Source organism: Granulicella sp. S156 (genome assembly GCF_009766105.1).
Lineage (GTDB): Bacteria > Acidobacteriota > Terriglobia > Terriglobales > Acidobacteriaceae > Granulicella.
In genome coordinates this window covers 227,411-227,802 of record NZ_LMUH01000018.1, presented here as the reverse complement: position 1 = coordinate 227,802, position 392 = coordinate 227,411, and the positions used below count along the sequence as shown (strand labels likewise).

The 392-nt window shown below is 58.9% G+C and carries 1 protein-coding gene; it reads left to right on the top strand.

Annotated features, from left to right (window positions below; translation table 11 throughout):
- Positions 1-155: 155 nt before the first annotated feature.
- The coding region (locus GSQ91_RS25710) for a hypothetical protein (RefSeq protein WP_216845257.1) at positions 156-392 on the top strand (237 nt) is incomplete at its 3' end.

Here is a 392-nt window from a genome sequence, read left to right as displayed (position 1 = left end):
CGTGAGTGGGCGCACCATGACGATGCAGCATCCCTTGTCGCGGAGAGGTGACCTCGTTCTTCCTGTCCCCTTCGGCTCGGCCCACAAACGGTACAACTCTCCTTCCACTGCGTCGCCTGAAACCCGGTTCTTCCCACGGTGGCAAGGATGCAACGATGCAAAGACCCGCACGGTATGGTTCACACACTCCTCAATTGTCCTTGATTGGCTGGGAGCAAGAGGACAGGAGCATCCGTCGTCGGGTAACGATGGCGTCCTCTGTGTCGATTCCGCTTCAGCAGGGTGTTTCCGTAAAGCGCCATCTCTCCTCGTATTTTCCCTGCTTACCCTCGGTCACTCGCTTTGGTGCTTATCCCGCGCCCTGCGGCACGGCGCGTCTCTGCTTCGGCTTA